Annotated in this window: 20 protein-coding genes; 9 read left to right on the plus strand and 11 right to left on the minus strand. The window is 46.2% G+C overall.

The features are described 5' to 3' along the window. Positions 1 to 21 precede the first annotated feature (21 nt). Positions 22 to 744 carry a threonine/serine exporter family protein gene (locus tag AAHF22_RS10705; RefSeq protein WP_347325016.1) on the minus strand — a complete coding sequence of 241 codons (723 nt, stop codon included), beginning with the start codon at positions 742 to 744 and terminating at the stop codon, positions 22 to 24. Between the two features lie 541 nt (positions 745 to 1,285). On the opposite strand from AAHF22_RS10705, the gene AAHF22_RS10710 reads away from it, so the two are divergent. From AAHF22_RS10710 to AAHF22_RS10720, 3 genes are all read left to right on the plus strand, one after another. Further along, a complete protein-coding gene (locus AAHF22_RS10710) occupies positions 1,286 to 1,993 on the plus strand; it encodes a DUF4241 domain-containing protein (protein ID WP_347324968.1) in 708 nt (235 codons plus the stop codon). 279 nt (positions 1,994 to 2,272) lie between these two features. Continuing rightward, on the plus strand, positions 2,273 to 2,722 hold the full coding sequence (locus tag AAHF22_RS10715) for an HD domain-containing protein (protein ID WP_347324969.1): 450 nt from the start codon (positions 2,273 to 2,275) through the stop codon (positions 2,720 to 2,722). Positions 2,723 to 3,076: 354 nt separating this feature from the next. Then, entirely contained in the window at positions 3,077 to 4,957 is a 1,881-nt protein-coding gene (locus AAHF22_RS10720) for an Ig-like domain-containing protein (protein ID WP_347324970.1), read from the plus strand. A 621-nt stretch (positions 4,958 to 5,578) separates the two neighbouring features. Here AAHF22_RS10720 and AAHF22_RS10725 read toward each other — a convergent pair. The 3 genes from AAHF22_RS10725 to AAHF22_RS10735 form a co-directional block, all read right to left on the minus strand. Continuing rightward, on the minus strand, positions 5,579 to 7,687 hold the full coding sequence (locus AAHF22_RS10725) for a YheC/YheD family protein (RefSeq protein WP_347324971.1): 2,109 nt from the start codon (positions 7,685 to 7,687) through the stop codon (positions 5,579 to 5,581). 128 nt (positions 7,688 to 7,815) lie between these two features. Then, the gene (locus tag AAHF22_RS10730) at positions 7,816 to 8,811 is read right to left on the minus strand and encodes a Gfo/Idh/MocA family protein (protein WP_347324972.1); all 996 of its coding nucleotides are present in this window, start codon (positions 8,809 to 8,811) and stop codon (positions 7,816 to 7,818) included. A 56-nt stretch (positions 8,812 to 8,867) separates the two neighbouring features. Next, positions 8,868 to 9,632, minus strand: coding sequence for a class I SAM-dependent methyltransferase (locus AAHF22_RS10735; protein ID WP_347324973.1), 765 nt, complete (start codon positions 9,630 to 9,632; stop codon positions 8,868 to 8,870). Positions 9,633 to 10,335: 703 nt separating this feature from the next. On the opposite strand from AAHF22_RS10735, the gene AAHF22_RS10740 reads away from it, so the two are divergent. The 4 genes from AAHF22_RS10740 to AAHF22_RS10755 all read left to right on the plus strand — a co-directional run bounded on the left by AAHF22_RS10740 (position 10,336) and on the right by AAHF22_RS10755 (position 14,516). Then, positions 10,336 to 11,403 (plus strand): sulfate ABC transporter substrate-binding protein, encoded by a 1,068-nt coding sequence (locus AAHF22_RS10740; protein WP_347325017.1) that lies wholly within the window; start codon positions 10,336 to 10,338, stop codon positions 11,401 to 11,403. A gap of 482 nt (positions 11,404 to 11,885) precedes the next feature. Then, entirely contained in the window at positions 11,886 to 12,665 is a 780-nt protein-coding gene (gene cysT / locus AAHF22_RS10745; protein ID WP_371834053.1) for a sulfate ABC transporter permease subunit CysT, read from the plus strand. 11 nt (positions 12,666 to 12,676) lie between these two features. After that, positions 12,677 to 13,546: a sulfate ABC transporter permease subunit CysW gene (cysW, locus tag AAHF22_RS10750; protein ID WP_347324975.1), complete on the plus strand. Its 870-nt coding sequence runs from the start codon at positions 12,677 to 12,679 to the stop codon at positions 13,544 to 13,546. A 307-nt stretch (positions 13,547 to 13,853) separates the two neighbouring features. Beyond that, on the plus strand, positions 13,854 to 14,516 hold the full coding sequence (locus AAHF22_RS10755; protein ID WP_347324976.1) for a cyclodeaminase/cyclohydrolase family protein: 663 nt from the start codon (positions 13,854 to 13,856) through the stop codon (positions 14,514 to 14,516). Between the two features lie 90 nt (positions 14,517 to 14,606). On the opposite strand, the gene AAHF22_RS10760 is transcribed toward AAHF22_RS10755, so the two are convergent. The 7 genes from AAHF22_RS10760 to AAHF22_RS10790 form a co-directional block, all read right to left on the minus strand. Further along, the gene (locus tag AAHF22_RS10760) at positions 14,607 to 15,125 is read right to left on the minus strand and encodes a DUF6985 domain-containing protein (RefSeq protein ID WP_347324977.1); all 519 of its coding nucleotides are present in this window, start codon (positions 15,123 to 15,125) and stop codon (positions 14,607 to 14,609) included. A gap of 13 nt (positions 15,126 to 15,138) precedes the next feature. Continuing rightward, the gene (gene speD, locus AAHF22_RS10765; protein WP_347324978.1) at positions 15,139 to 15,945 is read right to left on the minus strand and encodes an adenosylmethionine decarboxylase; all 807 of its coding nucleotides are present in this window, start codon (positions 15,943 to 15,945) and stop codon (positions 15,139 to 15,141) included. A 444-nt stretch (positions 15,946 to 16,389) separates the two neighbouring features. After that, positions 16,390 to 16,653 carry a SunI/YnzG family protein gene (locus tag AAHF22_RS10770; RefSeq protein ID WP_347324979.1) on the minus strand — a complete coding sequence of 88 codons (264 nt, stop codon included), beginning with the start codon at positions 16,651 to 16,653 and terminating at the stop codon, positions 16,390 to 16,392. 127 nt (positions 16,654 to 16,780) lie between these two features. After that, entirely contained in the window at positions 16,781 to 18,142 is a 1,362-nt protein-coding gene (locus AAHF22_RS10775; protein ID WP_347324980.1) for a sensor histidine kinase, read from the minus strand. Then, complete coding sequence (locus AAHF22_RS10780; RefSeq protein ID WP_347324981.1) at positions 18,139 to 18,891, minus strand: response regulator transcription factor; 753 nt, start codon at positions 18,889 to 18,891, stop codon at positions 18,139 to 18,141. The genes AAHF22_RS10775 and AAHF22_RS10780 overlap by 4 nt, the downstream gene beginning before the upstream one ends. A gap of 345 nt (positions 18,892 to 19,236) precedes the next feature. Further along, positions 19,237 to 19,833 carry a hypothetical protein gene (locus AAHF22_RS10785; protein ID WP_347324982.1) on the minus strand — a complete coding sequence of 199 codons (597 nt, stop codon included), beginning with the start codon at positions 19,831 to 19,833 and terminating at the stop codon, positions 19,237 to 19,239. Between the two features lie 877 nt (positions 19,834 to 20,710). Beyond that, positions 20,711 to 21,937 (minus strand): APC family permease, encoded by a 1,227-nt coding sequence (locus tag AAHF22_RS10790; RefSeq protein ID WP_347325018.1) that lies wholly within the window; start codon positions 21,935 to 21,937, stop codon positions 20,711 to 20,713. A 285-nt stretch (positions 21,938 to 22,222) separates the two neighbouring features. On the opposite strand from AAHF22_RS10790, the gene AAHF22_RS10795 reads away from it, so the two are divergent. Then, entirely contained in the window at positions 22,223 to 23,146 is a 924-nt protein-coding gene (locus AAHF22_RS10795; RefSeq protein ID WP_347324983.1) for a LysR family transcriptional regulator, read from the plus strand. Between the two features lie 308 nt (positions 23,147 to 23,454). Next, on the plus strand, positions 23,455 to 24,846 hold the full coding sequence (locus AAHF22_RS10800; RefSeq protein WP_371834054.1) for a family 43 glycosylhydrolase: 1,392 nt from the start codon (positions 23,455 to 23,457) through the stop codon (positions 24,844 to 24,846). Positions 24,847 to 25,236: the final 390 nt, after the last annotated feature.

Here is a 25,236-nt window from a genome sequence, read left to right on the forward strand (position 1 = left end):
TTTCTGTCCAGACAAGCTGGATTACATAAATGTTAAAATAATAGCGACACCTGCGCCGATCGCAAACGCGGTTAATAACGCATCCGCACCTTTGGAAATGCCGGATACGAGATGACCTGCCATCAGATCACGAATCGCATTCGTAATGAGCAGCCCCGGAACAAGCGGCATGACCGAGCCGATAATAATTTTGTCCAGCTCACGTCCGATATGAAACTCGATAAAGATCGAAGCAAGCAAACCGATGCAAAAGGCGGCTGACAGCTCAGCGAAAAATTTAACCTGCACCCATTTATGCAAATAGTGCATCGTCGTATAGCCGAAAAATCCGGCGATCACCGAAGGTAAAAAATCATTCCAGCTTCCCTGAAACATAATCGTAAAACAGCCACTTGCCAGTGCAGCGGCAATCATTTTCATCCAGGGCGTATATTCCTGCGGCCCGGCTTCAATGACTTTGAGTAATGTATACGCTTCGGTTGCGGTTAATTCGCCACTGCTAATTCGCCGCGAAATATCATTAACCTGCGCAATTTTGTGCAGATCGGTTGTGCGCTCATCGATTCTTACGAGCCGTGCGCTTTCTGCGCCGGTCGTTGAGAACATGATTGCGGTCGGGGTCACATAACTATGTGCTCCAGGCATGCCTGAAGCGACGGCAATACGGGTCATCGTATCTTCCACACGATACGTTTCCGCTCCGCTTTGCAGCATAATCTGCCCTGCCAGCATACACGTATCCATAATCTCGTTAATCGCCCGGCTGAACGTTGACGGTTGCTCCAAGCTTCTTCTCCATCCTCTCATGAACATTCATCTCTCACATTATGCGTGATCTATGAAAATCATTCAATCCTAAAATCAACTTTTGCAAAAAATAGACGTTTGCAGAAAGTGTAGCAAATACAGCACTGTTGCGCATAAATGCAATGAGCTATCGTGATCTATATAGAAATGATTGCTCAAATCCCAACGGTTTCTCACATTGGAAGGGGAGAATCCAAAGCAAAAGTCCTATTTTTAAACATATCCAATAAAAAATCTTTCTTCCTGCGTCTGAAAGCGTATAATGTTATTTAATCTACTATCCAGCGGCTGGTATGATCAGCGTCATCCCCTATACGTTCGACCTCACCACACGCAATAGTGAGATCGGCAGGATTTCCGTGAGCGCTATAGTGGCTGGCAGCAATGTGCTAGCTTACCGTTTCGCTTCATTAGAGAACCGCCGAATTATCGCTCTGTCGGCATGCCTATGATTTGACTGCTAAGGGAGGAAAGAAGGATGGACAAGGTATTACATCACAGTGGCGTACTGGAGGATGTGTTCAAGGAAGGATTTCACCTGGAACAGGTCAAATTCTGGAGAGGACAACGACGAAATCTTGCTTTTTATACCGAGTCTATTGGAGAACTGCGCGTGACCACCGGCAAAATTGTTGCAGATGATCCGTACAGCCTGATTGAATCGACCCCTTTTGTGCAGGAGTTCCCTAAAGGAGCTTTTCGAGTAGAACTATCGATCGCTCGTATTACCGATCCGCAAGCGGACCGTGAGCTGGCAGCAGATGAGCGCGTAGCGTTTGCACGTATCGTGTTCAGCGATGCACCTGTAGCCACTTGGGAAGGTGCTGAGCGTGAATTCAGTCCTGAAGCAGACCCGAACAATTTATATGAGCAAGCACGCTGGGGCTTTGCCGTCGATTCCGGCACAGGAAGCTATCTGGATGCCAGAGGCTATCGCTGGCTGTCCGAACAGCAAGAGCTGGACAACCCCGAACTGGCTCAACAACTAATGGATGCGTGGGAAACGGCGGCAATGGACAATTTTCGTGCTAACCGGAGCTGGCTAATGACCGAGCTGGATACGGGCGATAATATGGCGATATTTTCAAGTGGTTTTGGTAACGGCGTGTATCATAGTTATATTGGCTATGCGGCAGATGGAAGCTGTGCACAGCTCATTACTGATTTTAATGTGTATCCAGATTGAATGAATAGAAGAGACCGTGCCAGGCGACGATCTTCAACACTTTAAATAAAAAACAAGCATAAATGTAATGGCGATCAGATGAAGAAAAACAAGTATGTAATATGACGACAACAGCTGGATGAGCAGATTCATCCGGCTGTTGCCGTGTAATAATACATAAAGCGAGCATTGTTATCGTGCACGTCGCTTGTGCACGGGAGCGTAGCACATCGTTATGCTCAGGCAGAACAGCGAATAGATGATTATAAGCAGTATAAGCAAATGGGAGGAGCGAACAAGATGAGCAATCTGGATCGAGCGATTATTTTGGCAACACGTGCCCATTCCGGTCAAGTGGATCGGGCAGGGCAACCGTATATTTTGCATCCATTACGAGTAATGTTGAAAATGAATGCGGAGGAAGCGAGAATTGTAGCGGTTTTACATGATGTGTTAGAGGATACCGAGGTGACCGCACATGATCTGGCAGCGGAAGGATTCTCAGAGGAGATCATTGAGGCGGTACAGGCGATGAGCCGTCGTGAAGAGGAAGACTATGAAGCATTTATCCAGCGTGCCAAGCAAAATTCGATTGCACGCACAGTGAAGATGGCAGATATTGAAGATAATATGGACCCTTCTCGCAATATGGAGCCGTCAGAGAAAGATATGGAGCGACTAAGTAAGTATGGTCGTGCACTGGATGAGTTGATGACCGAGACGCAGGAATCGCATGGAATGATGGAGTGAGCAAGAAGTAGAAGTAGAAGTAGAAGTAGAGCTGCGATGACAGTCCGTGGCTCTGCTTCTTTTTTTATGGAATAGAGGAATGACTTGGAGCATAATAACCTGGAAAACGAGAAAGTCGTTTTTATATAGCTAAGCATATCGCTGAATATGTGGCTAATGAATCAGTTACTACCACATTTTATATATAAATAGGAATAAAAAATAACAACTATTACTGCAAGTGTTAATTTAATCAAATAAAGCGACAATAATCGTCAAATTTACCTAACTAAAGCGAATACCTTAACCGATAAGTAGATAAATACTTGTTTCTTCAAGTATATCGAAATCTGTCCTTTAAAGGGGTTCTATATGATGATTAAAAAAACGAAAGAAACATCCAATGCCAAAAAGATGATTCAATTCGCAGGAACATCGATTCTGGCAACAGGAATTGTGGCTGCACCTGGAGTGACGCTTGCCAATGGAGACGCAGCAGCGAGTACAGCTTCTACGCCAACCTCTTATCAGATTAATCAAGGCGAGCCAGAAGTGTATCATGGCGATTCGATCGCTTATTTTCAGCAGAAATTTTTTAAAGGACAGTCCACATTAACTGTAGGTGAAAGCGGCTCTGCACCTATTGCGCAAAGCTTTAATTTTGTCATTAAAAAATCCGCGATCTTCGCTAGTAAAGTACAGGCAACCGATCAGGATGAGAACGATACATTATCTTATCAACTGGTCAGTCAGCCAGAGAATGGCACGTTAACACTCGATGGGCAAACAGGAGAATTCACATACATCGGCGATGAAGCAGGAACATACACATTTTCCTATCGGGCAATCGATTCGCACCAGCTGAGTTCTGAGCCAGCAACGGTTACACTCGTCGTTGAAAAAGACAAGGATAAAGACAAAGATAAAAATAAATCGTCTGCTCCTGTTACGCCAGCTCAACCAGACGTACAGCCAGCACAACCAGCAGTGCCACCAACAGCAACAGCTGGCGATATGACGATCGATGCGGTACACACGGATAACAGCCAGAGCACAGCAAGCAACTCGAACGGACGCACACGGGGTGTTGCCACCCTATCTGCGGCAAGCACGGAGCAAAATGCCGTGCTCAATGTGCTCTATGATCGTATCGCTAACACGATCAAAGAAGCACAACCGAAGCAAAGCATTGCGATTGATGCCAGCATTTTAAAAGATAAGCAGCAGTATCAATTGAACTTCGCAGGCAATGTCGTACAGGATCTGCTTAGCAAGCAAAATGGTCTGACACTGCAAACGGGAGATATAAATGTACAGCTTCCATCATCTGTACTGAGCCGTGTAACCCAGCAGCAAAATCTAAGCACCGATGGAGCAGCCACATGGACATTAACGACGCAAAAGGTCGCTGCACCGGTTACAGTTGATTGGAAAGGAACACCGATCAGCCCGGTAGCGAACACTGCGTATCAGCTCAATTTGGCTGTTGTTAATGCCGATACCCATACAACTCCATCCACGTATGAAAATCGGTATGTGAAGCTCAGTTTCGCTGTACCTGAAGCAATAGGCGATACAAGCAGCTATATTGCACTTGCGACAGACGCAGCTGGACACACGTATACTGTGCCTGTAACGTTTGATGCCCAGGGACAAGCGACTGTGCACACATTGGAAGGCAGCACTGTACAGATCGTTAAAGCAGCAGCGCCAGCAACGAGCAGTAGCTCAACCGCTATGCAACTACTGGAGCAAAAGCAAATTGTACCCACGGTCGATCGTGCGCCCGCCTCTTCGGATCGCTCATTAACACGCGGTCAACTTGCGCTGTATCTGTCACGCGCACTTGGTGTGAATACAGCGAATGTTACGAGCAGCACATTTACCGATCTGGGAACGGCATCGGAAGAAAGTCGTGCGGTTGAGGCGCTATTCCAGGCAGGTGTGCTTAAAGGTGTGAGCAACACCGAATTTGCACCGGATCGTGTCATTAGCCGTGAACAACTGGCTGTTATTTTGACCCGTGCTGCATCCGCGTATGGACTCAGTGAAAATAGTACAGCTGCTACAGGCACAGCAGCAGGTAGCTCTAGTAAATGGGCACAGGATGAGTTGCAGCAGGCACTTGCTCAGGGTAACGATACCGGTATTCGTTCCTCAGGCAATGCATCCTTGACTGCGAATCCGGATATGAGTCAAAGTGAAGGCGCTCAGACACTGGTAGACTGGCTGAAAAGTACGAAACTGGTGAATTAATCGGGTATCGTTTGCTGTTTACTTGCGGCTACATGTGCAATGAATGCTGGATTAGAGTGTGTATGCAGACTGTTTTTGTTAGGACAGATACCACTACAGGATCAAGCATCATTTGAACGCTTATAAAGAGATCCATGCTTACAAAGGGAACAAAGCTTGCAAACGATCAGTAGAGGAACTCATTTTAAGATGTGCAAACTAAACATGTGTATAGAAAAAGGAGCAGATTGTCCATTGGACGGCTGCTCCTTTTTATTCGTTTAGATACTCTTGTAAGCTGAGATATAACCGATAGTTCATGTTATCCATAGTAGTCGATAATATAAGGTATTCTTTATAGGTAGTAATAGGCGTTATCCATCGTGGTTTGCGCTAAATATAGTAGTTCATAATGTCCATGATCGTTTTTTCTGAATACGAGAATGTTCTGCGATGCGTGCAAATTTTATGTTAAACCATATCTTACATACAGAGAGACGCAAGTTCTACGCTCATACAAGTACATCCAACCTATTTTACCAAACGGTCATTTCACGATATACAACATATAAAGTTTGCTCCATTCCAGGCTTGAACTATCGCTAGCAAAGTCGATAAACAATGCTACGTGCTAGCCTGATGTTACGATGGATTCGCCAGCGATACAGCGTATGCAATAGCGTATTTAGCCACTTCAAATGGATGGAACGAGTTGCCGATTCGGTTGAAGTTTGCTTCAAATAACCAGATATTGTGATCTTTATCTATGCCGAGGTCAATCGCCACTTCGGGGAAACGTCGCTGTAGCAGCGGCTCCAGATAGGTTGCAATCGCTTGCGCCAACTCGCGTACTCGTCGATCGATGGTACCATCAAGCTGTTGTCCATATTCCGTATTTAAAAACCAGCTCCACTTGGTAGATAGACGAAGTGTTTGCTCATGATTGGTCACTTTACGATAGGTAGAGATCGCCACATAGGGCTGGACAAATACGACTTCCCATCGCCCTTCTGCTGATTTCATCACATGTGTACGCAGATGAAAAGGATATCCCTCCGAGGTCGAGCTGTCCACAAACCGCTGCAAAATATACCCCTGTCCAATCGTCATCGCGACCAGCTGACCTAATTGCTCCGCATCCAACGTATGCAGAAATGATTGGTCATACACTTCATATTCATTCGCCAGCCGCTTAATGTTAAAAATATGCTGACCATGCGAACCTGTATCCGGCTTCAACACCGTATTCTCATGCTGATTAATAAAAGAGAGGACCTGCCCCGGTCGATGGGACTCGTAAAAGGGAATAAGTGACGAGCGCACCGTGTCAGATGCTTGCTGCAACAAACGATAAATATGCATTTTGCTCATGGAGCCACTTTTTAGTTCATGTGTCGCCGGAATAGATGCAAGCTCGCTGTACAGTCTGGAATACGAAGCGATGCCGCGCTTTTTCAAACGATCAAATAGCACGTCCGGGTATGGACATGAATAGGCTACCCATTCCGACTTTTCCCATACATAACCCAGTATCCGCTGCTGGGCATAAAAAATATCCTTCGCCTCTATACGCACGACAACAGCATCATGTAGACGAGCTACCGCGGAGCAAGCCTCGACAAAAATCAATTCGGTTTCTTCCGCAGCTGGAATGGCCAGCAGTCCAATCACAGTCTGATCGGTATCCAGTGCAGGTAGATGATCCAGTAGATGATGCCGATGGGCAAGATACCTGGCATATCCAATCGTATGCATCGCTCGTTCTGCTTCATGCTCTCTTGTCTGCGGAGCGGTATTTGCTTCATAAAACCACCATTTCCCCGAACGATCGACAGCCAGATCAAGTCCTAGCTCATCCAGATCGTAATCGTACAGTGCATCAATGTCATACGCCAGTTGAATGCCAATCTGGGGCAACTGCTCGATGGACGGTTCTGCGATCTCGGCTCGATGGCGACGCAGCCATTCCGTCCATTCCGCAGTCTGTCCGCCTTGTTCCAGATTACTCGTCACCCCATCCGACTCCCCGTAACGAATATAAATACGGGTAACGGCAAATTCGCCTTGCTCATCACGCTGAACATGGATGCGGCAATCAAAGGGCTGACGTTCGTCTGTCGTGCTATCCACATAACGCTGTATGAGAAACGCTTGCTCGCCGATAAAGGACTGCACAAGCTGTTGCAATCCATCGCTCGATACATGCAAAACCGTATCGTTAGTGCGCCACATAAAGGTGTGGTCCGGGGTGTGGTCCGGGGCGGATGTAATACGGACGACTTGTTTGCCCTGACGACCTTGATCAGGCTTAATAATAATATCTTTTTCCTGCTCCAGCTTATTGATTAAGTTATCGATATCCGCATACACGACGGTAGGGATGACCAGAGAAGACCATAGTGGAGACTGACTGAGTTCGGTTTGAATACGCATTTTGCCATGAATGGAATGGGAGGTAAAGGTAACGAGACGATTGAGTTTCTGTTCAAGTGGGGAACGTTCGTTGGGAAGTTTGGGCATTTCATTCATTACGATATCGGGCAGCGGATGGGATTCCAGCAGCCAATTGTCGGGCAAATCCGGGTTAGCGACCATCGCTTGAACGGTACGTTGCCCAGGTTCAAAGCTGGATTCGTCAAAAAAAAGCAAGCGTACATCGTGCTGCTTCGCTGCATCCAGCAATGCGCGAATACGAGCAGGCGGTACGACTTTTAACGGGTGTGCGGCATGGTATACTCCTATATCTGTCATAGACACCCTCCAGTAGCAAAATAAGTGATCATAATAAACCATTCGGGACAGCGTGTCCCGAATGGAAAGGTGACAACATGACAGATGACATTCGATGTGGCAATGTGTAATTGTGGGCAGTAGAGCGATTATTGGATGACTTTGCGATCCGCAGGGTAGACAAGTCCCAGTTGCTTACGCGCTTCTTCCATCATTTCCATAGCGATGAGCGAACTTTCCCACGAAGCGATCTCGGATTGCTGACGGCCCTCCGCAATTAGATCAAGGAACTCGCGAATCTCGTAATACATTGGCGGCTCATATTGAGTTACATGCAGATCCTCGGTGTAGCCCCCACGATACGTCATGACAATTTGGTTTGGTTCACTGATTTTATCGATACGAATACTGCCTAGCTCACCTTGAATCTCAGACGGCAGAGAGGAGTCAGTGATCTTGGAGTACATCACGACCGCATCCATATCGTCATACGAAGCGACAATGCTGCCTTCGCCATCTACGCCAGATTCCAGCATCACGCCAGTGGCCTTGACTGCATTCGGACGACCGAACATGACCGCCAGGGGATACAGACAATACACGCCCAGATCCATAAGTGAGCCATTGGAAAATTCCGGACGAAAGGCATTTTGTACATTGCCTTCCTTATAGGCATCATAGCGGGAAGAATACTGACAATAATTCGCAAAATAGCGTCGAACCTGACCTAGCTTGGGCAGACTCTGTTGCAGGGCACGCAGATTTGGCATCAATACAGACTTAATCGCCTCCATCAATGTTACGCCATTGCGCTGTGCTGCTTCGATCATCGCTTTCACTTCAGCCGTGTTGGAAGCAAGCGGCTTTTCACATAGCACATGCTTGCCATGATCCATACATAGAATCGCTTGCTCTGCATGCAGTGCATTCGGACTGGCAATATAAACGGCATCGATATATCCGCTATCCAGCATATCCTGAAGCTCGGTAAACCGATGCGGAATATGATGCTTCTGTCCAAATTGTTGTGCACGCTCCTCTGTACGTGAATAGAGAGCAGTCAGTTCAAAGTCATCATTACGTTGTGCGGCCTCAATAAAACGTTCTGTAATAAAGTTTGTGCCAATAATACCAAAGCGGACCATACCATCGCCCTTTCCTAGTCAATTGATTGGAATCGATCGCTGCTGGCTTATTATAGTTAGCCTCGTTCAGCGATCAGTAAAAATCGATTCTGTCTGACATCAAAATAGCCATGCGCTGCTATATGCAAATGAATAGAATACAGCTGCTCCATATAATGGGCAGGCGCAAATCCGGGGATTTGCCATTCAATTGCTTTTAAATAATAGATCAAAGCTCCAATATCATAAAAGCGCTGAATCGGAAATTGCTCCTGCTTGCGTATAATACGAAAGCCTTGTTCCTGTAACTGCTCCACAGCAAACGCCAGCGTCCAGTGACGAAATTCATCATTGTGCGGTGCCCCAAGTGCATCGTTAATGTCGGTACAATCTGTACCTCCCACCTGCTGTGTAATCAAATGTGCTCCTGGCTTCATAATCCGCCATAACTCGGCTGGATCATAGGATTCATGGCGATTGAGAACCAGATCGAATTGATTATCCGCAAAAGGAAGCGCATCATCTCGTTCCAGCGCCTTTACCGTAATTCCAAGTGGCTCCAGACGCTTACGTGCAATCGGCACATTTGGTGCATACGCTTCGGTGGCAAACACCTGTCTCGGTAGTGGGCGTAGCATTGATAATAGCTCTCCACCACCTGTACCCATATCCAGCATACAATCAGCGCTAACCATATAGCTTGTTAACAGGCTGACATAAGACCAATCCAACGGTTCGCTGTCTATGCGTCCAGTATTACTCACCCATGCAAAATCCCAGCCGGAAAAATGCTGTTCATCATCGGAAAGATACTGTGTGAATTCAATTGGATATACCGTCATTCCATAAAACCCCCTCATTACGATTGGAATATACAATCTGGAGCGATCGCGCGAATCGCCATCGTCCGGGTGGTCCTCGTTGAATAGCAGTATGTCCCATTGTTGAACAGCGTTGTTATATAGGATGTGTAGCAAAAGGAAGAGCTTGTGTATGCATCATCGTCTCTCCTGATGATCAGAATAGAAACAGTTCTAGTGTGTGTACGATCTCTCTGCTGAGGACTACGCTTGTTCTACAGCAAAAGTGAACTCCCTATGTATTATACCTGAGTGTGCAGCAGACTGACAAAGTGTTATTTGTTAACGTTTCCTTTTTGTTTGAAAAAGAGTGTTTGCGGAGGGGGAAGATTTACTGTCAATCCCTTAAATTTGCGTTGCAATAGAAAGTTCTGATCGAAGTTGTATTCATATCGCAAAGTTCAATAGATCCATGCCTATAAAATGACTGTTTTCATATTGAATAAGCGATGTATTGCTGATAAAGTTCATTCATAACTTAGTATTTTGGTAGGAATTGTTGGTTAATGGAATGGCAAAAGGGGCTTTTGATTGATTTTCAAACAAATAGAATGGGGTGTTGGCAGTGTACAATCGTTATGGGGTAGAGCATCGTGATCAGCAAGCCAAAGCGGAAAAGCAGGCGCCAAAACAGCAAAAGCAACAAACAGCAGGTGAGACAGGAAATGAGTCACAAGGTCGAACCGTGCAGCGGCTTCGGAAAAATTATCGTTGGAGCATACTCGCTTTGACAGCGGTACTTTTGTTCAGCCTGGCTTTAAGTGGATGCGGCAAAGGTTCTTCTACCAGCTCCTCAGCAGCGAGTGACGGAAAAGGACAGGTAGAATTGCTAAATGTGTCTTATGATCCTACACGTGAACTGTACGAGGAATACAACACTGCTTTTCAGAAATATTGGAAAGATAAAAGCGGGCAGGATGTAATTATCAAGCAGTCGCATGGCGGTTCTGGCAAGCAGGCGCGTGCGGTAATTGATGGACTCAAAGCGGATGTGGTCACCCTTGCACTGGGTTATGATATCGATGCGATTGCAGATAAAGGGCTATTGCCAACCGACTGGCAAAGCAAATTCAAGCATAACAGTTCGCCTTATACGTCCACCATTGTGTTTCTTGTACGCAAAGGGAATCCGAAAGGGATCAAAGACTGGAATGATCTGATTAAACCGGATGTGCAGGTCATTACACCAAATCCGAAAACATCGGGCGGTGCACGTTGGAACTATCTTGCGGCTTATGGATATGCACTTCAGCAAAATAACAATGATGAGGCAAAAGCAAAGCAATATCTTGCAGAGCTATTCAAGCATGTGCCTGTACTGGACACAGGAGCGCGTGGAGCAACGACAACGTTTGTCGAGAAGGGCATCGGCGATGTATTGCTCGCCTGGGAAAATGAAGCTTTATTGTCACAAAAGGAACTCGGACCGGACAAATTTGAAATCGTCTATCCGTCTATCAGCATACTGGCTGAACCGCCTGTAGCGGTTGTCGATAAAGTAGCAGAACAGCATGGCACACAGGAAGTGGCGAAAGCTTATCTGGACTATTTGTATTCCGATGCAGGTCAGGAGATTATTGCGAAAAACTACTATCGTCCGATTAACGAAAAGATTGCTGCTAAGTACAAGGATGTGTTCAAAGATATGAAGCTGCTAACGATCGATAACAATTTTGGCGGCTGGAAAAAAGCACAGCAAACTCATTTTAGCGATGGTGGCGTGTTTGACCAGATTTATACACCGGGTTCCTGATCTATACCTACAGTGTAGCGTAGCGTCATCGGCAATGAACGAATGACACTACGGACATGACAGCGATGAATCCAGTAGCTATAGGATCAAGTAGCTACGATGGATCAAGCAGCTACAGATGGATCAAGTAGCTACGATGGTTCAAGTAGCTACACCGTATTCAAGCCGTGGATGAAGTAAGTAACAGCTTAAAGAAGTAATACACTAAAGAAGCAATATCCTAAAGAAGTAACATTCTAAAAACATTCGTAAAACGGTGACATCCTAAAGGCTAGCTGACTTTAGAGACATCCTGAAGGATGGACGAAACAGGATCGACGAAACAGGATCAATGACGCAGTGACATGCAGCATGCAGGAAGGGAGCCGTTAACGATGAGCACAAAAGTAAAGGAGTCTGCTCAACGCCCATCGTATTCACGCTGGCGTAAGCGCTCTTTAAGGAGCGGAGAGCGGGGCATTTTGCCTGGCTTTGGATTATCGATGGGATTTACGATTTTGTATATGGGGCTGATTGTGCTCATTCCACTTGCCGGACTTGTCGTGAAGGCAGGCGGGCTTAGCCTGTCCGGTTTCTGGGAGGCGGTCACAGCACCACGCGTGCTTGCCTCTTATCGGGTGAGTTTTACGACGGCATTTGCTGCTGCACTCGTCAATCTGATATTTGGTTTACTGCTGGCATGGGTGCTTGTGCGCTATCGTTTTCCCGGTAAGCGGTTGATCGACAGTCTGATTGATCTGCCGTTTGCGTTGCCGACAGCAGTAGCCGGTATTGCGCTAAGTACAATCTATGCACCGAATGGCTGGATCGGTCAGCTGGTCGCACCGTTCGGTCTCAAAATCGCCTATACACCGCTTGGCATCACGATCGCGCTTATTTTTATCGGTGTTCCATTCGTTGTCCGCACCGTACAGCCCGTTTTACACGATCTTAATCGGGATACCGAGGAGGCAGCGGTCATGCTTGGCGCATATCGTTTGCGTGTGTTTATCAAAGTGATTTTACCGCAGCTATGGCCTGCCTTATTAACCGGCTTTGCACTTGCCTTTGCGCGTGGGATTGGCGAATACGGATCAGTCGTGTTTATTTCAGGCAATATGCCGCTTAAGACTGAAATTGCACCGCTACTTATTATGACCAAGCTGGAACAATATGATTATGCAGGTGCAGCAGCGGTGGCACTGGTGATGCTTATTATTTCGTTTATATTGTTGCTGCTCATTAATATGCTACAGTGGCGCATGAATCGTCATGCGCTATAGGAGGGAAAGCGATGACCGAGGCTACTTTAAAATCAACACAACTTCATCGGCCTGCACAGCCGGCTCATGCGACTGAATCTGTAGCGGTACGTGTAGTGCTAATTGCGATTGCGCTCTTGTTTTTGCTACTGGTCGTCGTACTTCCGCTTGTCTGTATTGGTATTGAAGCTTTTCGCAAAGGCTGGGAAGTGTATGTCGCTTCGGTCATTGATCCGGATGCGTTATCTGCACTACAGCTAACGCTGGTAGTAACGGCGATTGCGGTGCCGCTCAATACGGTATTTGGACTGGCAGCAGCGTGGGCGATTAGTAAGTTTCGTTTTCGGGGCAAACAGGCGATGATCACATTGATCGATATTCCGTTTGCCGTATCACCGGTCATTTCCGGACTTGTGTATATTTTGTTATTTGGCGCGCAGGGATTTCTCGGGCCGTGGCTTGATCAGCAGGGCATTCAGATTGTATTTGCTTTGCCGGGTATGGTGCTGGCAACGATGTTTGTGACGTTGCCGTTTGTTGCACGCGAACTGATTCCACTTATGGAAGCGCAGGGCATTAGTGAAGAAGAAGCAGCCGTCAGTCTGGGTGCGCGAGGCTGGCAGATTTTCTGGCGCGTAACATTGCCGAATATTAAATGGGGATTGTTATACGGCATCGTATTATGCAGCGCGCGGGCGATGGGTGAATTTGGCGCTGTCTCCGTCGTATCCGGCCATATTCGCGGTGAGACGAACACGCTGCCACTGCATATCGAAATTTTGTACAATGAATATCAGTTTGCCGCGGCGTTTGCGGTATCATCGATTTTAGTATTGCTGGCATTAATCGTGTTGGTGCTCAAATCGATTTTGGAATGGAAGATGGAGGCTGAGCATAATTAAAGATGCGTCCTGTAGTCCTGTAAAAGCAATGGCATAGCTAAACAGCATAGGCAGACGTAGATGGATCAATACGAGCACACCCACTATGCAAATCTACTATTAAGTTATGTACTGAGCAGGGAAATGATTGATGTAATAAGCAGGAAAATGACGCTATAATAGCGAAAACGTAATCAATAAACTGGAGAGCAAACAGGACGAAGCGATCATTACCATATGCTTGTGCCTGTTTGCTTTCTGCTTTGTTGGTAGGTAATCGGTGTAGATTGGGTAATGATCGATATATGCTGTACAGGAGGGATTGGTTATGAATGTAGAGGAAGCTGAAATCAATGTCGTGTCGTGGGATGAACCGCTAAGACGCATTATGGAGCAGCTTGCGCGTTCGGAGCCGACTCCTGGTGGTGGAAGTGTTGCCTCAATCGTCGCTGCACTCGGTGCCGCTATGACATCGATGACTGCGAATTTCTCACAGGGCGAAGGATATGAAGATGCGCAGCAATATGTCGCTCAGGCACTGCAAGACATGGAATATATTTCGTCGGCATGTGAATGGCTGATGGCGGATGATATGGAGTCATTCGGTCAGTATATCGAAGCCCTGCAATTGCCCAAATTAACACCAGAACAGCAGGAGGAACGACGACTGACGATCTATGAGACACGGATTCAGTCGATCGATACACCGCTGCGATTGATGGAATGTTGTCTGTACGGTATGTACAGTGCAGCACCGCTGATCGAAGTATGCAATCGCACCGTATTGTCGGATGTAGGCATAGGCATTATTTTATTCGAAGCGGCTGCCCATAGTTCATTGTTAACCGTCAATATTAATCTGGTCACGTTAAAAGACGAAGAGCAAAAGCAGGCGTATGCCGGTCATGCGACTGTATTGATGAACAAAATTACCGAGCGTAAGCGGGAACTACTGGAACAGGTACAGCGCCGTATTCATGAATATGCTTAAACCGAATGAAAGCCTCTTCTGCGTTATAGCCTGTTGCAATGGCTGTAACGCATAAGAGGCTTTATATCGTACCGCTGATGATGCTGTGTATTAATTACACAGCTTATTTCCATATGCGACATTACCTTCTAAATTACGGTAATACGCTGTATCTTTCCATTCGGGAAGTCCATCGCAACTGCTCACATACAAAATATCATTTCCGCGAATAAGCCATCCCATGCCATGTTCAAATTCCCATTCACAATCCATATGCAAATGCACGATCGTGTCAGCTGTTTCCGCATCGTATGGTGCCGGAAATGCCGGAATTTGCATGCTTAAAGGCGAAATATAGTGCAAAATATCTTCCGGTTGTTCAATCGCTGGCGGTGTCTCCCCAACCCATTCGCAACAATCGATACAGTAATCGTAGCTATATTGATATAACTGCTGTAATAATGCCGGACTGAACGCGTTAAATGCCTGTGCACAGCGTTCTGCATAGGCTAGCGGAACTTCCGCTTCATTCCAAGACACCGCAATCGGCTGTTGGAATAAAGTGCTGTCAAAGACTGCGCTCCGATAACCCTCTTCTTCGGTAATGTCTCTCAATAATGAAGATGACAACTATAGTCACTCCTTACTCCATGTTTTTTGCATAATAAATCTCATTCATCTCTCGTGTCAAGCGATCGGTAATATGCTGCTGCTCTTCCTCGGACAGTGTATCGCTTGTATAACCGAACAGATAATTGTCGAGATCGAATTCTTTGCGTTTACACTTCGTATGAAAAATGTTTTCCTGATAAATGTTCACATCGATCATGTGATACAGATCCTTCACTTCATCTGGAATGAAATTCTGAATAGAGCTAATATCGTGATCGATAAACAGCTTGTTCCCTTCAATGTCGCGTGTAAACCCTCGCACGAGATAGTCAATCGTCATAATATCGGTATCAAAGGAATGGATCATAAAATTCAGTGCCTTCAGCGGTGAAATCTCGCCGCATGTGGATACATCGATATCGGCACGAAACGTGCTAATGCCTTCGTCTGGGTGATATTCAGGATACGTATGCACGGTAATATGACTTTTGTCCAGATGAATCAGCACATGCTCAGGTAATGGACCTGGCGATTCCTCAAAGGAAGCATTCGGCGCTGTCTCGACAGGCTCTTCCGAGATCAGCATCGTTACGCTGGCTCCTTGTGGTTCGTAGTCCTGCTTGGCAATATTTAGCACATGTGCGCCGATAATGTCGGACACATTGGTCAAAATTTTGCTCAGCCGATCGGCATTGTACTGCTCATCAATATAAGCAATATATGCCTCTCGTTCCTCACGTGTGCGTGTGTAACAAATATCGTACATATTGAAGCTGAGTGATTTGGTTAGATTGTTAAAATTGTGCAGCTGGATGCGTTGCTGTCGCGTCAGTCCCATATGATTTCCCCCTATCCTTCGATGGAATACACAAAAGTTCACAGTAATTGTAATAACAATGGATGACCATTTCGGACATGTGGCTTGCTATACTTTTACCCGATTAGACTTGCCAAAAACAATACATATTTATTGATAGGTTGATCGTGGTGTTGTTCATGGAACCGCCATTTCGGTTGCTACGTTTGGTTCCTGCGGATCGATTACGAATCAATGGAAAATGATTTTTTGCATGTACTTTTTGCATGTACAAGGTCATGTACTATGTATAAGCACCCATGCACGGATAGCTAAAGGTCAGGTATCAGCTACCCGCAGTGCTGCACAACAGCCCCCACCGGGCAGAGGGCTTATTGTGAGCATCATTGCGGGACGACGTTCCAGCATGGATAACAGGACAACATCGAGACCATCAGGATAGCGGAGCTATGATGAATAACACTCCTATACGCGCTCCTGAAGGTGCGATTTGTTCAGTACAGTAATACGATCGCCGCTGAGCAGCAAATACGTATTTGCACCTGTTTGAATCATCACGCGCTCTCGGGTGCCGTAAGGCGTTTTGATCAGAGCAGGATGGCGATCCAGCATAGGATGTTCATGATCCAGCGCTACGTAGACAGCTTCATTCAGAGGGATTTCCAGCTTGGATTGCTGCCAATCGATGACCAGTTGATCTTCGTCACGGGCAATCTTAATACCAGACATATCCATTCCTCCTTAGCGTAGTCACGCTGAAATAAATAGAGACTGCTTCATTGCTGCTTATTCGCCCGGCGTCTAAACAATTATGAACAGTCTCTATATCATTAGATTACCCAACCTGTGGCTAGAGTCAAGCACCTTTTGCATTGCTGGAATTCGGCTCGGTGACATAATGGACGATGCTAAAGCGCGCACCACCGAGCGGTGAATCGCTATAGGTCAGATCGGCATGAAGGCGCGTGGCAATCTGCTTACTGATTGCAAGTCCGAGACCAGTCACACCATTCGTACCGGTATAAAAGCGTCTGAAAATATGCTCGCGCTCCCCTTCGGCAAGTCCGGGTCCATCATCATCAATATGCATCATCCAGTCGGTTCCGCCTCCTGCATCCTCCGGTAATTCCACCGTGATCGTAACCTGAGCATCACAGTGACGGATCGCATTTTGCAGCAGATTAAGCAAAATTTGAAATAGCTGCTCGCCGGCAATCTCAATCGTATGGGCGGAACCGTGTGCCTGTAGCTCTACGCCTTGCTGACGCGCCGCCGGTTGCAATAAATAAACGGCTTCTTCCGCCATACTTTTCAGATCGACTGATGATAGCGGCCATTCTTCATCTACACTTTCCAAACGGGTGAGCTGAAGTAGCTTGCCGACCATATCGGTAAGCCGCTGAGATTGCACCGAAATAATATCAAGCCCCTGCTCGACGGGCATCACCTGATCCTGTATTGCATATACATAGCCTTGAATGGACATAAGCGGTGTTTTTAACTCATGCGATACATTTTGCAAAAATTCCAGCTGATAGCGGTGATGTTGTTCCAATCGTTCCGCCATCAGCTGGAACGTGCTAATCAGCTCGCCAATCTCCGTATGATCTGCCTGTAAAAAAGCTTCTCGATTCATTAAATGCGGCTCGTACTGACCGACCGCTTCTTTCAACCGATTTAATGGCTGTACCGTTCGCCAGACTGCGAACAGACCGATCAGCAAAATGACGATAAAGCTGGCTGCAATCGACAGCAATGTAGTCCGCAGCAGAGGAATATAAAGCGCGCGCAGTGAGGAGAGTGGAGAGTACAGAATGATCCGAAACGGCTGATGCGATAATCTAGCTTCGCTATAGAGCACCTTGCTGCCATGAAGCTGCATGATCCCTTCGCGCTGATTCGGGAAGTTGGCCATCGTTTTGCCTACTTCTCCTGAATTACTGGAAGCAACGATCCGATCCTTCGTATCAAGGACAAAATAGTCAGCATAAAAAAGCGTATCCTTAATAAAGAAACGAAAACTTTCGCTATCCAGACTGTCCAGATTATCTTCACTCATCATATGCACAGCCTTCAGTGTCTGATCTTTCAACTGCTGCTTGATCTGATTGAGTAAAATATCATCAAGCAAGCGGATGAAAAAGAATACTGTAATCGCCACCGTTACCAGCATACCTGCCAATAGCGCCACTAGCATTTTGCTGCGAATCGTCTTCATGATGTGTGTACCGCCGCCTTGTAACCAAATCCCCATACCGTATCAATCGTCAGCGTAGAGTGCTGTTGCGACAATTTCTTGCGAATCCGTTTGACCAGATCGTCAACGACACGAACCTCGCCAAAAAAGTCATAATTCCATACTTGCTGAATCAATTGTTCCCGGCTAAATGGGCGATCCAAATGCTGCGCCAGAAACAGTAACAATTCAAATTCGCGTCCAGTGAGCGACAATTCATGTCCCTGAACGTTCACACGCCGAAACTCCTCGGAAAGTTGCACATTGCCTGCGTTAATATACGCAATTGATTGTTGAGATAGCGTGGTATTGCTGGCGATGCCCACTTGTTCGATGACGCCTGTCTCGCCACCAACGGCAATTCGGCTGCTACGGATCAGACGCAGCATACTTTTCACACGGGCTACCAGCTCACGCGGATTGAAAGGCTTACTCAGAAAATCATTACAGCCTAGCTCCAGTCCATTCAGTCGATCGACTTCTTCGCCGCGGGCGGAAATAATAATAATCGGCATTTCCGTAAATGTGCGCAGCTCCGTTAACAGGGTCAGTCCATCGATACCTGGTAACATAATATCGAGAATGAGGCAGTCTGGATGCTCAGCATGCACCTGTTCAACCAGATCACGTCCGTGCCCGAAGGCGGTTACCTCATACTGTTCTTTGCGTAAATACCCTGTAATTAGCTGGGCAATATAAGGATCATCATCAACGACAAAAATCCGGGTCATGGTCGTCCACCTCTATTTTATAAATGACATATTACTTCTCTAATGTAGCAGACACAGTAGGTGTATTTCAAAGCATTCTTTATAAAGAGAGTACGGTAATAGCAGAAATCCTACTGTAGAAACAAAAAGTCTAGCCGTAGAAACAAAAAGACGGAATCTCCGTAGAGTATTCCGTCTTTTTGCAGCAAGTTTTTGCAGGTGGGAGGGTGTGCTCCCGACCGTCAGCTTTGCCCTGGATCAAAGCTGCGGCATTTGAATCAACATGAACGCAGGAGTTGAAACATGCTCTGTCCGAAGGAGTATCGGACGAGCTGGTTGATTCTGGGGGAGAATCAATCCGGATTTTTATTTATGGGATGTTGTAGCTGCTTTTTTAGTTGCAGGAGCAGTTGTTGTTGCTTTTTTAGTTGTAGGAGCTTTTACGGACGATTTTTTAGTTGTTGTTTTTGCAGCTGCTTTATGAGTCGCTTGTTTCGCTTTGTGAGCGGCTTTTTTGTGAGCAGCAGTTGCTTTGTGGCTAGCTTGTTTTGCTTTGTGAGCAGCAGTTTTGTGCGCTACAGTTGCTTTATGAGCAGCCGCTTTGTTTTTGTGAGATACCACTTTCACTTTGTGAGTTTTTGCTTTGTGGGACACTTTTTTGTGAGTTGCTTTTTTATGTGTAGCCTTTTTGTGCGTTGCTTTTTTGTGGGATGCTTTTTTATGAGTTGTTTTGCCAGTTGCTTTGTGAGTGGAAGCCGCTTTTTTAGTAGGCTCGGATTTTGTTGTTTTGGAAGCTGTTGCTTTGTGATCTGTTGTTTTTGCAGCTGTGCCCGTTGTTTTGGAAGCTTCTACTTTTTTCGCTGGAGTCGTTGTTGTTGGCGTTGCCGCGAATACGCTGCTTGCTCCACCCAATACGCTAATTGCTGCTACCAGTGCTGCTACATTTTTTGTCCATTTGTTCATTTCAAGTCACCTCGTTATTAGTTTGAGCAGTTCGCAGGTTCTCAGCTACCGTATGCGCGTCCGGCGGATGCTGTCGCTTCCGGACCCGGTAGTTTTAATTGCTTGCTGCTGATGTAAGTTCATCTTAACAAGGGATTATGTGAGAACAATGGAATAGATGTGTGAAAAGTGTATGAAATGAAATGGTGTATTTGTGTGAAAACGTAGAGTGGGGAGTTACACCACTCCGGGAAGGGATACGCTGGTGTATTCGGGTAGTATAAGGGAATCTATGGAATAGAAGTACATTGTAGATCATCTTGCTCAAAAGCAGATCGATCTACTTTAGGTAGTGCGTGCTTAGAGTTACACCACTCCGGAAAGGTTTACATTCAAAAGTTCATATTATCTATATAAGTTTGCTTACTAATTTGAGTAATACAACTAACTTCAATTCAAAGTTTAATTTAGATGTTCTCAAACCATTAACTTTGTCATTTCATCGATCAAGAAGTTCCTTTTTCAAGCGAATAGGCTACATGTACAGCAATAGTCTAATGAAAACAAAATGCATTGAGCTGCTGTGAGTAGTTTAAAGACAGGTATTGCTGCATATGCTAAAAGATAAACTTGTATCATATTATGAATTTCCTAATGCTGCACAACATCGAATTTCACATTTAATGGAGTCAATCTACTACTATCCTGACTTGCTTCAATGTAAAGTATGGTCTATCTGATCTTCAGATTCGCTTTATTTAATACAGAAGTCGACTACAGTATGCTACTGCATAATGAGCTTGTCTCTACTATGGATCATTAAGATCATTCAAATTTATATAACGCGGTCAAGGTAAAGCGCTCAACGTAAGGTGTTTTACGTTGAGCGCTTAAGGTACTAATTTGGAATTTTTGTCCCACGTTTGCGGGTGAGCAGCCAGAATACGATCGTAATCGTCAGTGGGTACAGGATCGCCCAGCCGGTGAAGGGGAATACGATTAAGGTGAACAGGAACGATACGCCGCTAATCCAGCGACCGAGTCGTTCTTTCCATAATAGACGCATGCCAGCGGCACAACCTGCCAGATAGGTGAGTATGAAGGATGAGTTGGGCAATTGTAGCAGCAGTTCCAGTTTTAATAAGCCCGTTGCGTACAGCGATAAAATGATCATAAAGCATACCGCTAGAAAGCTGATGCCTACCGTTGGGGTACGAAAGCGTGGGGATAGATAACTTAAAGGGCGTGCAGCATAGCCGTTACGCGATAGGGCAAAGGCAACACGTGAAGCGGCACCGATATAAGCGATTGTCGTTGCTGTACAAATACAAGCGGCGGTCAGACCGGACAGAATGGCTCCCCACCAGCCGAGTCGGTTGCCAATCAGGTGCACGAGCGATGCGTCTGCACCGTTTACATAGCTCTGCGTTCCAATCGTTACGATCGCCGTGAGCAAATAAAGTATGCCTACAATGGATGCAGCGATAATCACACCGCGCACGGCTGCCTTTTGTGGATTTTCAAATTCTTCGGATAGATGGGATACCGCTTCCCAGCCGATAAAGCACCAGAACAGCATTGCCGCGGATTGACCGATCGGGAGCCAGCCATTTGGCATAAATGGAGTGAAATTGGCTAAACGCATATCCGGTATGGCCACCACGATCGCTACACCGAGTACAACAATAATCGCTCCAACGACAATGACTTGAATTTTCCCGGCGAGCTGAAAACCGACCCAGTTGATGAATAAACTGACTAGCAATAGCGCGGCGGCGATCATAATGCGGATCGATTCGCTCCAGCCAAGCGCAGCGGTCAAATAACCGGCTCCAGTTAAAGCGGCTACCGGCGCGCCAATTGGCACCGACATCAGGAAAAACCAGCCGATCAATGCACCGATACGCGGCCCAAAAGCGAGCGATACAAAATGCGATACACCGCCTGCATTCGGATAACGCGCAGACAGTAGTCCCATCGATAAAGCCAGCGGCAAAATCAACAGCGCCATACAGCCCCAGGCGATCAGCGCGGATGGACCTGCCATGCGTGCGGTAATACCGGGCGTGATCAGAATACCAGAACCAACAACCGCACCGATATAAAGCGCCACCGCTTGCGTCATATTGATATGGCGACCGAGCTGGGTAGAATGATTACCGCTACTATTATCCTTTGTAACAGTGATCGATGCAGGAGAAGTGCCTGGTATGGCTGCGTTATTGCCATTTGAATGGGGAGATGAAGTTTGATCTGAACGATGTCCAGCTCCAGAATGATGTGAAACGGTCATTATATTCCCTGCTTTCCTTGTTATTTAGGTTAGCTTAGCAGATAATAGGTTCATCGGTAAAACGGATTATATGAATGTTATCTATCGGAAATTCCGATGGAAAAAGGAGTGGATCGAATGGAGTCACGTCATCTGTTTACATTTTTGACAGTCGTTGAAACAGGAAGTTTTACCGCTGCTGCACGCAAACTGGATTACGCTCAGTCCAGTGTGACCGCGCAAATTCAAGCGCTGGAGCAAGAGCTAGGTACACCGTTATTTGATCGCATCCATAAACGGATATTGCTGACGGATGCGGGACGTCGATTGCAGCCGTATGCGCAGGAAATTGCGCGTATGCACAATCTGGCGCGCGAAGCGATTCTTTCGAGCGATCAACTGGGCGGAGTGCTGCATATCGGTGCACCGGAATCGCTAGCTGCCTTTCGTTTACCGCCTATTATTAAAGAGTTTCGTCAGCAGTACCCGTCTGTACAGATTATTTTGAAGCCGGGCGCATGTAATGAATTGCAGGATATGTTGCGCCGAGGCGAATTGGATATTGTTTTTTTGCTACAGCCGTATATGGAAGATCATGAATTAAAAGTAGATCTGCTGGTCGAAGAAAAGATGACGCTCGTCGCGCCACCGGATCACAGATTGACTGCATTTTCCTCAGTAGAGCCGTCCGATTTGCGAGAGGAAACGATTTTGAATACCGAGTCCGGTTGTAGCTATCGTGTGCTATTTGAAAAGGTGCTGAATCGGCATGGCATCTTCCTTGATCCGAGCATTGAATTTTGGAGCAATGAAGCGATCAAACAATGTGTGATGGCCGGACTGGGACTGGCTTTTCTACCATTCATTACCGTGCAGCGTGAGTTGGAGGAAGGAAAAATGATTGCGCTACATTGGGATGATACCGACCAGCGTGTATGTACGTACATTAGCTATCATACGAAAAAATGGCAGTCTCCTGCGCAAAGTCGTTTTGTAGAGATGGCGCATAAGCATGCGCAGCACTGGCGACAATCGGCGGTGCTGGCGTACAGTCAGCTATAGTACAGTATGAGTAGCAGGATCGTATAGGATGAGTAGCCTGGTTGAAGATTGTGAATTGTAAAATTGGTCGATTGTAGCTTGAACAACTGAATAAGGAGCAGCTAGGTAGCATAAAATAGCTATCTACCTCTCCTTATATTCATAAATCCGTTCCGTATTGTTTTATTGTAAACGCTTCCAATAACAACTAGAATGAGTTTGAAATCAATAGGGAGCGATTTCAACCGATCTCAAGGAGGGGTATGATGGTGAGTACAGGCAAATGGAGTTTGTGTCACATATGGGCAACAAGCCTTGCACTTTTACTATTGTTGACGAGCTTAGGTCTGGGCGGGCATACCGCACAGGCGGCAAGTGTGACGATTACGAACGGTACAGACTGGAAAGATACGGCAGGCAATCCGATTCAAGCGAACAGTGGTAATATTCTCAAAGTCGGCTCCACCTATTACTGGTATGGCGAGCATGCGACCAATGGTACATTTGATAAAGTGAACGTATATACATCAACCGACCTGAAAAACTGGACATTCGGCAATAGTATTTTGACGAAAAACTCTGCTGCTGAACTGAATTCCAGCAAAATCGAACGTCCTAAAGTTATTTATAATGCAGCTACCCAAAAATATGTGATGTGGGCACATTATGAAAATGGCTCCGACTACTCGCTGGCACGTGTTGCTGTAGCGACAAGCGATACGCCAGACGGTAATTTCGTGTATCAGGGCAGCTTCCGTCCGCTGGGCTATGAATCCCGTGATATGACCGTATTCGTCGATACGGATGGCAAAGCCTATTTGATCACCGCTTCCCGTCAAAATAACGGCGGTGCCAACAATACGATGGCGATTTTTCAATTGACGGCGGATTATACGAATGTAGCTTCCTTTGTTGGCTGGGTATTCGATAATGCGTATCGTGAAGCACCGGCTGTTGTGAAAAAAGGCAGCACTTATTATTTGTTCACTTCGCAAGCTTCCGGCTGGTATCCGAATCAGGGCGCATATGCGACCGCATCATCGATGACAGGCAACTGGTCGGCATTATCGCCATTTGGTGATCCGTCTGCCTATGCAACGCAAATTCATTCGATCGCCACGATCAGTGGCAGCTCAGGCACCAGCTATATTTATATGGGTGACCGCTGGAATCCGTTAAATTTGAGCGATCACAAATTTATCTGGTTACCGTTGATACTGAATGACAGTGCACGTACAGCGACACTCGACTGGTACAGCAGCTGGAATATCGACGCTGCCGCAGGCACGATCTCCACGCCAGCGCGCACCAATCATGCGCTGGGCAAATCAGCGACAGCAATCTCAGCTACGACCGCTAATCCAGCCTCCAATGCGAATGATGGTAATGCACAAACCTCATGGGCGGCAACTTCATCCTCATGGCCGGCATGGTGGCAGGTCGATCTCGGTTCAGTGAAAGCGATCAATGAAGTGGATATCTCCTGGTTTATGTACAAAGGATCAGAAGGCTATTACAAATACAAAATCGAATACAGCACCGATGGGGTAAATTATACGACGATTGATCGCACGAACAATACGACGTATGGTTTTACGACAGATGCGGTGTCGTTTAAGGCGCGGTATGTACGGATTAATATGGTGAATGCGGTGCTGCACAACAATCCGAATAATTGGTATACGCCGACGTTATATGAAGTGAGGGTGTTTGGGAATTAAGCATAGATGCGGCGGATGAGGTACTTTGCTTTGCTTAAATTCTTTTATTTAAATTCGCTAGTGTGATTGAGGTGCTGTTTGATTCTTTGTTCAGCAACCATTCCGGGAAGGAATAAGGGGACGGACTCCGGTCTCGCACAGGAATCTACGGATTAGGAGACAAATGTAGATTCCCGTGTTCGGAGGCAGTACGATATTTTGCTATCGCAAAAATCCTTTTTCATTGAACCACGTGTTAGAAGATCGCTAACACTGTAAGTCGTCCTTTCCCCTTATTTCCTTCCCTCCGTTCTGAGCGTGTAGCAACATCAGTTAAAAGCACTAAAAGCACTAAAAGCACTAAAAGCACTAAAAGCACTAAAAGCACTAAAAGCACTAAAAGCACTAAAA

It is taken from the genome of Paenibacillus wenxiniae (genome assembly GCF_039822605.1).
GTDB classification, from domain to species: Bacteria; Bacillota; Bacilli; order Paenibacillales; family Paenibacillaceae; genus Saccharibacillus; species Saccharibacillus wenxiniae.

Bases quoted from the DNA above. Each gene is read 5' to 3' on its own strand.
- AAHF22_RS10705 (WP_347325016.1), bottom strand. From the start codon at position 744: ATGGATACGTGTATGCTGGCAGGGCAGATTATGCTGCAAAGCGGAGCG.
- AAHF22_RS10710 (WP_347324968.1), top strand. From the start codon at position 1,286: ATGGACAAGGTATTACATCACAGTGGCGTACTGGAGGATGTGTTCAAG.
- AAHF22_RS10715 (WP_347324969.1), top strand. From the start codon at position 2,273: ATGAGCAATCTGGATCGAGCGATTATTTTGGCAACACGTGCCCATTCC.
- AAHF22_RS10720 (WP_347324970.1), top strand. From the start codon at position 3,077: ATGATTAAAAAAACGAAAGAAACATCCAATGCCAAAAAGATGATTCAA.
- AAHF22_RS10725 (WP_347324971.1), bottom strand. From the start codon at position 7,687: ATGACAGATATAGGAGTATACCATGCCGCACACCCGTTAAAAGTCGTA.
- AAHF22_RS10730 (WP_347324972.1), bottom strand. From the start codon at position 8,811: ATGGTCCGCTTTGGTATTATTGGCACAAACTTTATTACAGAACGTTTT.
- AAHF22_RS10735 (WP_347324973.1), bottom strand. From the start codon at position 9,632: ATGACGGTATATCCAATTGAATTCACACAGTATCTTTCCGATGATGAA.
- cysT (WP_371834053.1), top strand. From the start codon at position 11,886: ATGGGATTTACGATTTTGTATATGGGGCTGATTGTGCTCATTCCACTT.
- cysW (WP_347324975.1), top strand. From the start codon at position 12,677: ATGACCGAGGCTACTTTAAAATCAACACAACTTCATCGGCCTGCACAG.
- AAHF22_RS10755 (WP_347324976.1), top strand. From the start codon at position 13,854: ATGAATGTAGAGGAAGCTGAAATCAATGTCGTGTCGTGGGATGAACCG.
- speD (WP_347324978.1), bottom strand. From the start codon at position 15,945: ATGGGACTGACGCGACAGCAACGCATCCAGCTGCACAATTTTAACAAT.
- AAHF22_RS10770 (WP_347324979.1), bottom strand. From the start codon at position 16,653: ATGTCTGGTATTAAGATTGCCCGTGACGAAGATCAACTGGTCATCGAT.
- AAHF22_RS10775 (WP_347324980.1), bottom strand. From the start codon at position 18,142: ATGAAGACGATTCGCAGCAAAATGCTAGTGGCGCTATTGGCAGGTATG.
- AAHF22_RS10780 (WP_347324981.1), bottom strand. From the start codon at position 18,891: ATGACCCGGATTTTTGTCGTTGATGATGATCCTTATATTGCCCAGCTA.
- AAHF22_RS10785 (WP_347324982.1), bottom strand. From the start codon at position 19,833: ATGAACAAATGGACAAAAAATGTAGCAGCACTGGTAGCAGCAATTAGC.
- AAHF22_RS10790 (WP_347325018.1), bottom strand. From the start codon at position 21,937: ATGACGCAAGCGGTGGCGCTTTATATCGGTGCGGTTGTTGGTTCTGGT.
- AAHF22_RS10795 (WP_347324983.1), top strand. From the start codon at position 22,223: ATGGAGTCACGTCATCTGTTTACATTTTTGACAGTCGTTGAAACAGGA.